This window comes from Dyella marensis (genome assembly GCF_049532885.1).
Lineage (GTDB): Bacteria > Pseudomonadota > Gammaproteobacteria > Xanthomonadales > Rhodanobacteraceae > Dyella_D > Dyella_D marensis.
In genome coordinates, this window is sequence record NZ_CP064029.1 from 3,500,015 (window position 1) to 3,512,144 (window position 12,130).

The following is a 12,130-nucleotide window of genomic DNA, read 5'->3' on the forward strand; positions in this document are numbered from 1 at the left end:
GGACCACCGCCGCCTCGATCCAGCGAAATGCGGCGGCACGTGCATGGCCTGCGGCGAACCGGTTCAAACCATCTGCCGCACCGGCATGCCTCGTCGGCACAGAGGGCATCCGCATTTCCGCCGACGGTTCAATTCGAAGGCGGCGGCACCACGAAGGCCCACACCAGCAGGATGGCGAGCAGCGCCAGATCCACCCAGGCGAACCAGTCGCCCCATTGCGCATAGAACGTGCGCGATGCGTGCAGCGGCAGTTCGCCGACCAGTTCCGCATCATGCTGCTCGCTGGACGCTTCGGCCACCACCCGGCCGCGGTCGTCGCTCAGCGTCAGGCGTCCGGCACGCGCCGCGCGGGCGATGGCGAAGCCGCTTTCCACGCCGCGCATGATCGCCATGCGGCCGTGGAACCAGCCGTCGACACCGAAATCCCAGGCCGGCACCAGCAGCAGCTGCGCCTGGCGGTCGGCATAGGCGCGGCCGATATCGTGGAAGTCCATGTCCTTGCAGATGGCCAGGCCGATGCGCGGAGAGCCTTCGAGCATGGTGTAAGTAGCGCCGGGCGTGTACTGGTTTTCGAAGCCGGGGATCAGGTGATGCTTGGCATAGGTGGCCGGCGACTGCAGGCCGGGACGGAAAACCCATTGCGCGTTGCGCTCGCCGTCCGCGCCGCCTTTGGCGTCGATGCCCGTGGCCAGGAGTACGCCATGGCGGCGCGCCGCTTCGGCAAAGGCCGGCACGGTGGTTTCGCCGGTGGCGAAGGCGGTTTCGGGCGTGACGATCACGGTGGCGCCGCTGGCGGCGAGGCGGTCGATCGCGGCGAGATAGCGCTCCAGCAATGCCTGTCCTTCCGGCGCCGACAAGGCGGGGCGCACCGGCTTTTCTATCGAGGCGAGGCCGATCCTGATCGAGCCGGTCGCCGGTGCATGCAGGCGTGCGTAGCCGTAAGCCAGCGTCGCGCCCATCGCCACCACCATCGCGGCCACCGCGGCGAGACGCGCATGCGGCGCGGCCTTGCGCGTCAATGCCACCGCCAGCGCCGCCGGCATCAGCAGCAACAGAAAGCCGATGCCCCACAAGCCGGTGATCGAAGCCAGCTGCAGCACGGGCAGCATATCCATCTGGCTGTAGGCGAGGCTGCCGAAAGTGCCATGCGGCGAAGTCTGCGTGTTGGCGTATTCGATCGCCACCCATAAAGCCGGCATGGCCAGCATGGCGGCGATGCCATGTCCACGCAGCAGCAGCCGGCGGAACAACAGCAGGCACAAGGCGAGCACCACGCCAGGCAGTGCGGTGAACAGCGCGATCACCGGCACCGGCAGGCCGATCACGCCGTGCAGGTAATGCCACTGATTGAGCGCACCCAGCGCCCCGGCCAAGAAGGCCGCGAGCGCGAGCCAGCGCGCTTTGACATGCGGCGCCAGCAAGGCCAGCGGCAAAGGCGCCAGCCAGGTGAGCCAGGGCAGCGGCTGCAAGCCGGTACCGAAACCATAGGCCAGCGCGGACAGCGCGGTGGCGGCGAGGCCGGCGATGAGCCGGCGCGAATCAAGGCTTGATGCCATCGAACACGGTCTCCAGTGATTGCAGATAGAAAGCGCGGAACTGCCGTTCGTCGTAGCTGAAGCGGCCGGCGCGGTAGAGCGAGATCAGGCCGTGGCCCAGGCCCCATAAAGTCATGGCCACGTCCCAGGGATCCAACTTTCGGAACAGCCCCTGCGCCATGCCTTCGGCCAGCTTGTCGGCGATGACGGTGAGCGTGGGCGACTGGCGGTCGCGGAAATCCTCGGGAAAACGGCGCGCGTCGTCGCGGCGCACGGAGAAAGCGTGGTCGAACAGGTTCGGATGGGTCAGCGCGTAGTCGAGGTATTGCTCCATCGACTGCAGCAGGCCCTTGTAGACATCCGGATGGCTCGCGCGCTCCGACCAGTCCTGCGCCACGCTGGCGAAGCTGTCGTCGGAGATGCGCTTGAGCAGCGCCTCGCGACTGGGGAAATGGCGGTAGATCGCCATCGGCGTAATGCCCACCGCCTCGGCGACGCGGCGCATGGTGACGGCATCCGCGCCATGGCGGTCCATCAGCTTGTGGGCGGCGCGGAGGATCTTCTCGGGGGTGGTGAGTTTCGGCATGTATACAGTGTATACATGCCTTGCGCGGGTTGGCAAAGGTGACTGATGGCAGGGCTTTGCCCCCACGCCACCCGCGCCCTTGCCCCCTCTCCCCTCCGGGGAGAGGGCTGGGGTGAGGGGCCGGTCGGAGTGGTGAGCGGAGGGTCGAGAAGGCCAAAAAGCTCTTCATTCGTTCCGTAGAAAGGCCACCGCTAGAGCGGCCCCTCATCCGGCTGCCGCCACCTTCTCCCCGGAGGGGAGAAGGGTTTCAGTTAGCAACGGCCCAAGCGATCAAACGTCGTCATCCTCCCCACCCAACACCCTCTTCTGAATCCGGTCCAGATACTCATCCAGCTCTGCCACGCTGGAAAACACGTCGCTCACCGGCACCGCCTTGACGATCTCGAACACCTTGCGCACCTGCGGCTGCGGATTCACCAGCAAGGTATGCCCTTCGCGCGCGCGCATGGCCTTGCGGATCTTGGCAATGCTGCGCAGGCCCGCGCTGCTGATGTAATCGAGCGCGGACAGGTCCAGTACCACGGTGCCGCCCTGCCCCATCTGTTCCAGCACCGGCGCGGCGCCGCCGTCGAAATCGCCGAACGTCAACGCATCGAGCCGGCCGTGCAGGCGCAAGGTGCTGCGCTCCGGCGACAGGGCAGCGGTATCAAGACTGAAGCTCATGGTCGTGCCTCCGCTCAGGAAGGAAGGATGAAACGCAACTGCAGATGGTTGCCCTGCTCGTCATGTGCGTAGCTGAAATCGCTGGCCATGGCGCGCACCAGGTGGATGCCCAGGCCGCCGTCGATCTCGCGGTCGGCGACGTCGCCGGTAAGTTGCGGCACGGGCGACAGCAAAGGATTGAAGGCCTGGCCGTCGTGATGCAGGTCGACCAGCACGGCATCGGCGGCCAGGGCCATGCGCAACTCGATCCGCGCGTCTCCATCAGGTGGGCGCCCGTGCTCGGCCATATTGACCATCAGCTCTTCCAGCACCAGGCGCACGTCGTCGCGCACGCCCTGGGCGACGCCGGCACTCGCGAGCTGCTCGTCGCAGTGCCGCAAGGCGTCGAATACCGCTTCGATCGAAGCGGGCATGGTCAGGTCCAGCATGGACGCACTCCCGTCTGCCCCGGCGTGGTGCCAGCGTAGCGCCAGCACGGTGATGTCGTCGGCCTGTCCATGGCCCGCGGCGAACGCCTCCACGTCGGCCAGCAGATAGCCGGCCGGATCGCCCTCGGCCTGCGCGGCATAGCGCGCCAGACAAGCCAGCATACGCTCCTGGCCGTACATGCTGAGGCTGGCATCGGTCGCTTCGGTGATGCCGTCGGTATACATCAGCAAGGTCTCGCCCGGCCGCAGGCGCACACGCCGCGAGCTGTAGGTGGCCTCCTCATCCAGGCCCAATGCCGGCCCCGTTTCGATGTCCAGCAACCGCGGTGGGCCGTCGCCCCACAGCACCGGCGGCTCATGGCCCGCGCTGGCCATCGAGAAATGCCCGGTGGCGGTATCCAGCAGGCCGCACAGCAGGCTGACGAACATGCAGCCGTCGTTGTTGCGGCACAGGTCCTGGTTGAGCAGTTGCAAAAGCTGCTGCGGCGATTGCGCGCGCGGAGCCAGGGCCTTGGCGAGCGTGATGGCGCGGGCCATGAACAGCGCGGCGGGAATACCCTTGTCCGAGACGTCGCCGACCATGATGTAGAAGCGCTGGTCGTGCAGCATGAAATAGCTGTACAGATCGCCGCCCACCGTGCGCGCCGGCTTCAGCACCGCATGCAGCTCGAAGTTGTGGCAGCGCGCGTCGAGGAAATGCGCGCCGGGCAGCAGCGCCGTCTGGATCTGCTGGGCAATCTCCAGCTCGCTGGCCAGGCGCTGCTGCTCGCGCGCGACCCGGCCCAGCTCGGCCAGATGGTCGGCCAACTCGTGGCGCATGCGGTCGAACGCATGCGTCAGGCGGCCGACTTCGTCGCGGCGGCGCACGGTGGGCAAGGCGAAATCCAGGGCGCCTTTCGCCACCTGCTCGGCGCGCTCGGTCAACACGCCCAGCGGACTGAGCACGCGCCGCGTGACCACCAGGGTCAGCAGCGTGAGGCTCAGCAGCGCCAGCGCGCCCACCGACAAGGCCACCGAGAAGGTGCGCCGCACACCCGCATAGATCTGCTCCTCCGGCACCACCAGGCCGAACTGCCAATGGGTGCCGTCGATCGGCGCGTGATAGATCCACACCGGCGCGCCGGCATGCGCGGCCAGGATGCCGGTATGCCGGATGGGTTCGTCCGTATCGCCGCGCAGCGCCGCGACCAGCTCGTCCTGTGCACGACGACCGGCCAGCACCGGACCGTCGGTGGCGAAATAGACACCTTGCCGGTCGATCACGAAGGCCTCGGTGCCCTTGGGCTTGTTCAAGTTCTGCAGCACGCCCTGCAACCACTCCAGCGTGACATCGGCATTGAGCACGCCCACCGCGCGGCCGCCCGCCAGGATGGCGGCCGAGTAGTTGACCAACTGGCGTTGCCGCGATTGCGAAAAGAACGGCTGCTGCCAGCAACCGACGGAACAGCCGAGCCCCGTGCGGAACCAGGCCTGTGTCCAGTACGGCGCGGGATCCTTCAGCAGGTCGCGCGTGACGAGCCTGCCGTCGCCCTGGCGGCTGACGAAGGGCGAGCGGCCCGGTGATGCCGCATCCATCGATACGGGCACATAGGCCGCGGCGAGTCCCGCGAGATCGGCGTTGTGCCTCAGCGCATCGCCGATCAGGGTTTCCGCGTCATCCGGCCGCGGCCCGATCAGCGCCGCCAGCGTCTGCGCGGTATCGGCCACCTTGTCGAGGCGGTGCTGGATGCGATGGCTGACGTCGCCGGCGAGCACCGCGGATTCGCGATGGGTCTGCTGCAGAATCTGCTCGCGGATGACGCGGAACAGCAGGAACCCGCCGGCCACGACCACGAGCAGGGTGCCGGCCAGCACCCAGGCGGCCAGTCGCGACGCAATGCTGCGCAACACCATGTGACGCTCCCCCCTGGTGCGTCGCATCTTGCGATCCACGGCAGGTTTCAGGAAGAGAGCGCTATCACAATCGTGCGATATGGATTGCTCTATGCCGCGAGCTTCTTCACGCCACCTGCACATCACGCGCTACGGTCGGACCCCGCCGCCTCGATCAGGCGGCGAATGCGCTGCGCATCCTCCGGCGTCGCCGGGTTGTAGACCACCATGCTCAGGTCGGGGCATCCGTCGACGGCGAAAGCCGAGTACTCCATCGCGATCGCACCGAGCGTCGGATGCCGCAGCTGCTTGGTGCCGCCGCCGTGCTGCTGCACGTCCTGGCTTTGCCACATCGCGGCGAACTCGGCACTGCGTTCGCTCAGTTCGTCCACCAGCGCCTGCACGCTGCGCACCGCACCCGCGCGCGCCGCATCCAGGCGGAACGCGGCCACCACGAAACGCGCCACGCTTTCCCAGTCGACCTGGTGCGCTCGCACCTCGGGGTTGCAGAACATCAGGCGCAGCACGTTGCGCTCGGCGGGTTCGAGCTTGCCGTAGTCGGTAAGCACCACGGCCGCGGCCCGGTTCCAGGCCAGCACGTCCCAGGTGGCGGTCTTCACCATCGCGGGACTGCACGGCAAGGCATCGAGCACGCGCTGCAGGCGCGGCGCCACGCCTTCGCTGGCCTGGTAGCGGATCTCCGGCGGGCGCCCCAGCGCCAGCAGGAACAGATGCTGGCGTTCGATCTCGCTCAGCAGCAGCGCGCGGGCGATGCGGTCCAGCACTTCGTCGGAGGGCGCACCGCCACGCCCCTGCTCCAGCCAGGTGTACCAGGTGGCGCTGACGTTCGCGCGCTGCGCCACTTCCTCGCGGCGTAACCCCGGCGTGCGGCGGCGCCCGGCGGGATAGCCGAGCGCGGACGGATCGAGCCGTTCGCGGCGATCGCGCAGATAGGCGCCGAGCAGGTTGTCGTTGGCCACCGTCGTATTCATCTGCTTGCCGAGCCTGTTAGTCCGTATACCCGTATAACGCCACGGCTTCATCCGCGCACGCCGCGCGAGGACGATGCCGCGCATCCCAAACCTGGAGGATGCATTGTGCGTGTATTCGTTGCTGGCGCGACAGGGTTCGTCGGTTCCGCTGTCGTCGATGATCTGCTCGCCGCCGGCCACAAGGTGCTGGCGCTGGCCCGCTCGGAGGCTTCGGCCGTAGTGCTGGCCGGACGCGACGTCGACATCCTGCATGCCTCGCTGGAACAACCGGAACGGCTCGCCGAGGCCGCTGCCGCCTGCGATGGCGTGATCCATACCGCCTTCAATCACGACTTCTCGCGCTACGCCGAAAACGCCGTGACCGAACGCCGCGCGGTCGAAGCGATGGGCGAAGCGCTGGCCGGTTCCGGCAAGCCGCTGATCGGCACCACCGGCACCGGCATGCTGGCACCGGGACGCATCGGCACCGAGGACGACGTGGCCGATGCCGCCTCGCATGGCTCGCCGCGCTTGCCGATGGAAGTGATGACCGTAGCCTTGGCCGAACGCGGCGTGCGCTCGGGCATCGTGCGCCTGTCGCCTACCGTGCACGGCGACGGCGACCATGGCTTCGTGCCGTGGCTGATCCGCATCGCGCGGGAGCGTGGCGTATCGGCTTATATCGGCGATGGGCGGAATCGCTGGCCGGCGGTGCATCGCCTGGATGCCGCGCGCCTCTACCGGTTGGCGCTGGAGCACGGTGCGGCAGGCAAGTGTTATCACGCGGTGGCGGAGGAAGGCGTGGCGACGCGGCGGATCGCCGAAGTCATCGGGCAGCGCCTGGGCCTGCCGGTGGTGACCAGGACGCGCGAGGAAGCGCAGGAGCATTTCGGCTTTCTCGCCTATTTCTTCGGTGCCGACATACCCGCATCGAGCGCGAAGACGCGCGAAGCGCTGGGCTGGATGCCCACCGGGCCGGGCCTGATCGAGGATCTCGACCGCGAGGCCTATTTCCCGCGTATCGCCGCCTGATCGCGGCTAGAGGGGCCAGGTACGGCGGATCGCGCTAGGATCGCGGTTCCCGTACCCGGCCGCCGTCACCGCATGACCGAAAAGCCCGGCACTGCCGAAATCTCCCGCGCCTCCATGGCGGTCGCCGCCCTCTCGACCGTGGTCGAGTGGTACGACTTCACCCTCTATCTCTATTTCGCCACCGTGCTGTCGCGGGTGTTCTTCGGTGGCGGCGAGAGTTCGCTGCTGGCGACGCTCGCCGGCTTCGCCATCTCCTACGCGATGCGGCCGCTGGGTGCGATGGTGTTCGGCCATATCGGCGACCGCATCGGGCGGCGCCGCACCCTCCTGTGGTCGATGATGCTGATGACCTTGGCCATGCTGGCCACGGCGCTGTTGCCGTCGCATGCCAGCATCGGCCCGGCGGCGGGTGCGCTGCTGTTGCTGCTGCGCTGTTTCATGGCGTTCTCCGTCGGCGGCGAATACACCGGCGTGGTGGCGTATCTGCTGGAGGGCGCGCGCAAGGATCGGCGTGGGCTGATCACTTCGCTGGCCTCGGCCGCCAGCGAGATCGGTGCGCTGCTGGCGGTGGGCATTTCCGCATTGACGGTGAGCGCCATGAGCACGGCGCAATTGGATGCCTGGGGTTGGCGCATCCCGTTCTTCGTCGGTGCGGCGCTGGCCGGCTGCGTGTGGATCGCGCGTTCCACCATGGAGGAGTCGCCGGACTTCGTGCGGCAGGTGCGGCAGCACACCGTGCCGGAGTCGCCGCTGAGCCATACGCTGGCTAACCATCGCCCTGCCCTGTTCCGCACCTTCGCCATCTCGGCGCTCGGTTCGATCACGTACTACGTGGGCATCACCTACGTGCCGGCTTTTCTCAGCTCCTCAGGCATCCTCGCCGAGGAACGCTCGTTGTGGCTGTCGACGCTGGCCGCGGTGGCGGTGATCCTGGTCACACCGCTGGCGGGCGCGCTGTCCGACCGTGTCGGTCGCCGGCCGGTGCTGGTGTGGCTTGCGGCGGCGGGCGTGCTGTTGCCCTTGCTGATGTTCGAGTGGATGGCGCGCGGGAAGGAAGTGGATATCGCGCTGGCATCGATCGTGCTGGCCTGCCTTGCCGGCGGTGTCAGTGCCGTGGGCGCGCCGGCAACCGCCGAGCAGTTTCCCGGCGAAGGCCGCTTGAGCGGATTGGCGCTGGGCGTGACCATGGCGACGGCGATCTTCGGCGGCTTGACGCCGTTTCTGGCCGAGCTGCTGATTACCGCGACCGGATGGAAGGTGCTGCCGGGCGTGATGATCGCCGCGGTTGCGCTGCTGGTGCTGCCGGTGTTGGCGCGGATGCCGGAGACGCTGCCGGTGCGGCCGCGCCGCTGGTACTAGCAAGTAACCTCTCGTCTTCCCCTCGGTCTCCAAGCCCAACCCTTCTCCCTCCGGCGACTCGAAGATAGTCCCCGTGGGAGAGAAGGTGGCGGCGCCCTCACCCCCTCTCCCGGAAGGAGAGGGGAGGAACCTGCTTACATGTTGCGGCGGTACTCGCCACCCACGTCGTACAACGCGTGGCTGATCTGCCCCAGCGAGTTGTACTTCACCGCTTCCATCAGCTGCTCGAACACGTTGCGGCGTTCGCGCGCGGTGTTCTGCAGGAGCTTGAGGCTTTCCGGGGCCAGGCCGTTGCGGGCCTTGGCGTAGGCCTGCACGTTGTCGATCTGCTGGCCCTTCTCCTCTTCGGTGGAGCGGATCAGCTCGATCTCGGTGGCGATCTCGCCGCCGTGATCCTTGGGCAGGAAGGTGTTCACGCCGATCAGCGGCAGGCTGCCGTCGTGCTTCTTCTGCTCGTAGTACATCGACTCTTCCTGGATCTTGCCGCGCTGGTACATGGTGTCCATCGCGCCGAGCACGCCGCCGCGCTCGCTGATCGCCTCGAACTCGCGGTAGACGGCCTCTTCCACCAGGTCGGTAAGCGCGTCGACCACGAAGCTGCCCTGCCAGGGGTTCTCGTTGAAGTTCAGGCCCAGCTCGCGGTTGATGATCAGCTGGATGGCCACCGCGCGGCGCACGCTTTCCTCGGTCGGCGTGGTGATCGCCTCGTCGTAGGCATTGGTGTGCAGGCTGTTGCAGTTGTCGAACAGGGCGTACAGCGCCTGCAGCGTGGTGCGGATGTCGTTGAACTGGATTTCCTGCGCGTGCAGCGAGCGGCCGGAAGTCTGGATGTGGTACTTCAGCATCTGGCTGCGCGCGCTGGCGCCGTAGCGTTCGCGCATGGCGCGGGCCCAGATGCGGCGGGCCACGCGGCCGATCACGGTGTACTCCGGGTCCATGCCGTTGGAGAAGAAGAACGACAGGTTCGGCGCGAAGTCGTCGATGTGCATGCCGCGCGCGAGGTAGTACTCCACGATGGTGAAGCCGTTCGACAGCGTAAAGGCCAGCTGGCTGATCGGGTTCGCGCCGGCCTCGGCGATGTGGTAGCCGGAGATCGACACCGAATAGAAGTTGCGCACCTTGTGGTCGACGAAATACTGCTGGATGTCGCCCATCATGCGCAGCGCGAACTCGGTGCTGAAGATGCAGGTGTTCTGCGCCTGGTCTTCTTTAAGGATGTCCGCCTGCACGGTGCCGCGCACAGTCTGCAGGGTTTCTTCCTTGATGCGCGCGTAGGTTTCGGCATCCACCAGCTGGTCGCCAGTGATGCCGAGCAGGCCCAAGCCCAGGCCTTCATTGCCCTTGGGCAGCTCGCCGGAATAACGCGGACCGCCATGCGGATGCAGTGCGGCGATCTTCTTCTGCGCCGCGCTCCAGCGCGCCGGATCGGCCTTGAGGTACTTCTCCACGTTCTGGTCGATCGCGGTGTTCATGAACATCGCCAGGATGATCGGCGCCGGACCGTTGATGGTCATGGACACCGAACTGCTGGGCGCGCTGAGATCGAAGCCGGAATACAGCTTCTTCATATCGTCCAGCGTGGCGACGTTGACGCCCGAGTTGCCGATCTTGCCGTAGATGTCCGGGCGCGGCGCCGGGTCCTCGCCGTACAGCGTGACCGAGTCGAACGCGGTGGACAGGCGCGTGGCCGCGCCGCCCTGGCTCAGGTAATGGAAGCGGCGATTGGTGCGCTCCGGCGTGCCTTCGCCGGCGAACATGCGGGTGGGATCCTCGCCGGTGCGGCGGTACGGATACACGCCACCGGTGTAGGGGTAATAGCCCGGCAGGTTCTCGCGCATCAGGAAGCGCAACAGGTCGCCCCAGTCCTTCGTCTTCGGCGGCGACACCTTCGGGATCTTCTGGTGGCTCAGCGATTCGCGATAGTTCTCGACGCGGATCGTCTTGTCGCGCACCTTGTACTCGTTGTACTCGTCGGTGACCGATTTGTAGCGCGCCGGCCAGTCGTGCAGCAGGTGCACGGCTTCGTGGCTCAGCTCCTTCACCGCCTGGTTATAGCGCTGGCGCAGCGTGAGCAGCGTGCGGTCGGCGCCCTCCTCGTGCAGCGACTCGCTGTCGTAGCGCGACAGCTCGCGCGGCAGGCGCGCATCGCCCAGGTCCTTCAGCGACTCGTAGTAGTGCTGCGCCTTGCTGGCGAATTCCGCCTCGCGCTCGATCTCCGTATTGATGCCGCGGCCCTGCTCGGCGATCTCGGCCAGATAGCGCACGCGGCTGCCGGGAATCAGCACGGTGGCGCGCGGCTCCTTCAGCGAGGTGTCCAGATCGGGCGTCCACTTCGGCGCGGGCAGGCTGAGCTTGTCGCGCAGCAGGCGGCACAGGTTGGCGAACATCCAGGTCACGCCCGGATCGTTGAACTGGCTGGCGATGCTCGGATAGACCGGCACCTCCTCGTCCTTCAGGGCAAAGGCGGTGCGGTTGCGCTTCCACTGCTTGCGCACGTCGCGCAGCGCGTCTTCGGCGCCGCGCTTGTCGAACTTGTTGAGCACCACCAGTTCGGCGAAGTCCAGCATGTCGATCTTTTCGAGCTGGCTGGCCGCGCCGTAGTCGCTGGTCATCACGTACATCGGGAAGTCGACCAGGTCGACGATCTCCGAATCGCTCTGGCCGATGCCGGCGGTTTCCACGATCACCAGGTCGTACGGCTGCGCCTTGAGGAAGTCGATGCAGTCGTGCAGCACCACGCTGGTGGCGGCGTGCTGGCGGCGCGTGGCCATCGAGCGCATGTACACGCGATGGCTGCGCAGCGAATTCATGCGGATGCGGTCGCCCAGCAGCGCGCCGCCGCTGCGGCGGCGGGTCGGGTCGACCGCCAGCACCGCGATGCGCATCTCCGGAAAGGCATGCAGGAAGCGCAGCAGCAGTTCGTCCACCACCGAGGACTTGCCCGCGCCACCGGTGCCGGTGACGCCCAGCACCGGCGTCTGCTTGCCCGCCATCTTCCATTGCTTGCGCAGGTGTTCGAGCTCGGCGTCGGGCAGCTGGCCTTCCTCGATCGCCGACAGCATGTGGCCGATCGAGATCTCGTCGTCGATATCCACGCGCGGCGCGACGGCGGTGGCCTGCTCCGCATGGGCGCGCTGGTCGGCAGCCTCGCGGGTGCGGCGCATCACGTCCTCGATCATCTCGGTGAGGCCTAGCTTCATGCCGTCGTTCGGATGGTAGATGCGCTCCACGCCGTAGGCCTGCAGCTCGCGGATTTCTTCCGGCGTGATGGTGCCGCCGCCGCCGCCGAACACGCGGATATGCGCGGCGCCATGTTCCTTGAGCATGTCCACCATGTACTTGAAGTACTCGACGTGGCCGCCCTGGTACGAGGACAGCGCAATCGCGTCGGCGTCTTCCTGCAGGGCGGCGCGGACCACGTCCTCCACCGAGCGGTTGTGGCCCAGGTGGATCACCTCCGCGCCCTGCGACTGGATGATGCGGCGCATGATATTGATCGCCGCGTCATGGCCATCGAACAAGCTGGCGGCGGTGACGAAGCGCAGGGGACGGCTTTCGTGCACTGCAGCACTGGCAGAAACGTGCTGGGCGGGGGAACTCATGGCAACTCCAACGGAAGGGTGTGCGTAAGACGCGCAATTCTAGTGTGGAATGCCGTTAAGCGCTTGCTGCAGCGCGCTTGCC

8 protein-coding genes are annotated in these 12,130 nt (G+C 67.1%); 2 read left to right on the forward strand and 6 right to left on the reverse strand.

Annotation, left to right across the window (positions count from 1 at the left end; genetic code table 11):
- Window positions 1-128 precede the first annotated feature (128 nt).
- From ISN75_RS15125 to ISN75_RS15145, 5 genes are all read right to left on the reverse strand, one after another.
- Entirely contained in the window at window positions 129-1,556 is a 1,428-nt protein-coding gene (locus ISN75_RS15125; RefSeq protein ID WP_343818589.1) for a nitrilase-related carbon-nitrogen hydrolase, read from the reverse strand.
- Window positions 1,540-2,121, reverse strand: a complete 582-nt coding sequence (locus ISN75_RS15130) for a TetR/AcrR family transcriptional regulator (RefSeq protein WP_343818587.1) — start codon at window positions 2,119-2,121, stop codon at window positions 1,540-1,542. Before ISN75_RS15130 ends, ISN75_RS15125 begins: the two co-directional genes overlap by 17 nt.
- A gap of 270 nt (window positions 2,122-2,391) precedes the next feature.
- Window positions 2,392-2,784, reverse strand: coding sequence for an STAS domain-containing protein (locus tag ISN75_RS15135; protein WP_167254123.1), 393 nt, complete (start codon window positions 2,782-2,784; stop codon window positions 2,392-2,394).
- Window positions 2,785-2,798: 14 nt separating this feature from the next.
- Window positions 2,799-5,105 (reverse strand): SpoIIE family protein phosphatase, encoded by a 2,307-nt coding sequence (locus ISN75_RS15140; RefSeq protein ID WP_343818583.1) that lies wholly within the window; start codon window positions 5,103-5,105, stop codon window positions 2,799-2,801.
- Between the two features lie 122 nt (window positions 5,106-5,227).
- Window positions 5,228-6,076 (reverse strand): helix-turn-helix transcriptional regulator, encoded by an 849-nt coding sequence (locus ISN75_RS15145; protein ID WP_167254119.1) that lies wholly within the window; start codon window positions 6,074-6,076, stop codon window positions 5,228-5,230.
- Window positions 6,077-6,181: 105 nt separating this feature from the next.
- Here ISN75_RS15145 and ISN75_RS15150 point away from each other — a divergent pair, with 105 nt between their 5' ends.
- Window positions 6,182-7,087, forward strand: coding sequence for an SDR family oxidoreductase (locus tag ISN75_RS15150; RefSeq protein ID WP_343818581.1), 906 nt, complete (start codon window positions 6,182-6,184; stop codon window positions 7,085-7,087).
- A gap of 72 nt (window positions 7,088-7,159) precedes the next feature.
- The gene (locus ISN75_RS15155; RefSeq protein WP_343818579.1) at window positions 7,160-8,446 is read left to right on the forward strand and encodes an MFS transporter; all 1,287 of its coding nucleotides are present in this window, start codon (window positions 7,160-7,162) and stop codon (window positions 8,444-8,446) included.
- 134 nt (window positions 8,447-8,580) lie between these two features.
- Here the strand turns inward: ISN75_RS15155 and ISN75_RS15160 are convergent, their stop codons facing one another.
- Window positions 8,581-12,048 (reverse strand): methylmalonyl-CoA mutase family protein, encoded by a 3,468-nt coding sequence (locus tag ISN75_RS15160; protein ID WP_167254109.1) that lies wholly within the window; start codon window positions 12,046-12,048, stop codon window positions 8,581-8,583.
- Window positions 12,049-12,130 lie beyond the last annotated feature (82 nt).

Coding starts and splice junctions, on each gene's coding strand:
- ISN75_RS15125 (WP_343818589.1), bottom strand. CDS start 1,556: ATGGCATCAAGCCTTGATTCGCGCCGGCTCATCGCCGGCCTCGCCGCC.
- ISN75_RS15130 (WP_343818587.1), bottom strand. CDS start 2,121: ATGCCGAAACTCACCACCCCCGAGAAGATCCTCCGCGCCGCCCACAAG.
- ISN75_RS15135 (WP_167254123.1), bottom strand. CDS start 2,784: ATGAGCTTCAGTCTTGATACCGCTGCCCTGTCGCCGGAGCGCAGCACC.
- ISN75_RS15140 (WP_343818583.1), bottom strand. CDS start 5,105: ATGGTGTTGCGCAGCATTGCGTCGCGACTGGCCGCCTGGGTGCTGGCC.
- ISN75_RS15145 (WP_167254119.1), bottom strand. CDS start 6,076: ATGAATACGACGGTGGCCAACGACAACCTGCTCGGCGCCTATCTGCGC.
- ISN75_RS15155 (WP_343818579.1), top strand. CDS start 7,160: ATGACCGAAAAGCCCGGCACTGCCGAAATCTCCCGCGCCTCCATGGCG.
- ISN75_RS15160 (WP_167254109.1), bottom strand. CDS start 12,048: ATGAGTTCCCCCGCCCAGCACGTTTCTGCCAGTGCTGCAGTGCACGAA.